Raw genomic sequence first — 327 nt, 5'->3', positions numbered from 1 at the left:
TTTACTATTATTTCAATAAATGGAGCAAAGACGGCTCTTTCAGAAAGTTTTGGATAGGTCTTTCGCTCCTTAATAAAAGAAAATTGGATATGTCAAGCGTTCAGTTTGACGTCAGCCACACCCAAAGCCGAATGGTAGGTGAAAAGCTAGGCTATCAGGGTATAAAAAGGCAAAAACCACCAACAGCATTTTTCTGTGTGATAACCAGGGACAAATGTTGTCAATGGGAAGTCCAAAAAGTGGCCATCATCACGATTTATACCAAATAGAAGCTAGTTTGAAAGAAATTCTGTCCCTTCTAAGCGAAGTAGAAATAGATCATAAAGA

1 pseudogene is annotated in these 327 nt (G+C 37.9%); it reads left to right on the top strand.

Annotated elements, in window-relative coordinates:
* Window positions 1–269 (top strand): annotated as a pseudogene (locus GNY06_RS09545) (hypothetical protein); the annotation flags it as partial.
* Between the last annotated feature and the right edge of the window lie 58 nt (window positions 270–327).

The organism is Elizabethkingia argenteiflava (assembly GCF_009904105.1).
Lineage (GTDB): Bacteria > Bacteroidota > Bacteroidia > Flavobacteriales > Weeksellaceae > Elizabethkingia > Elizabethkingia argenteiflava.
The sequence above is the reverse complement of the archived record's forward strand: the minus strand, read 5'-3'. Positions and strand labels throughout refer to the sequence as shown.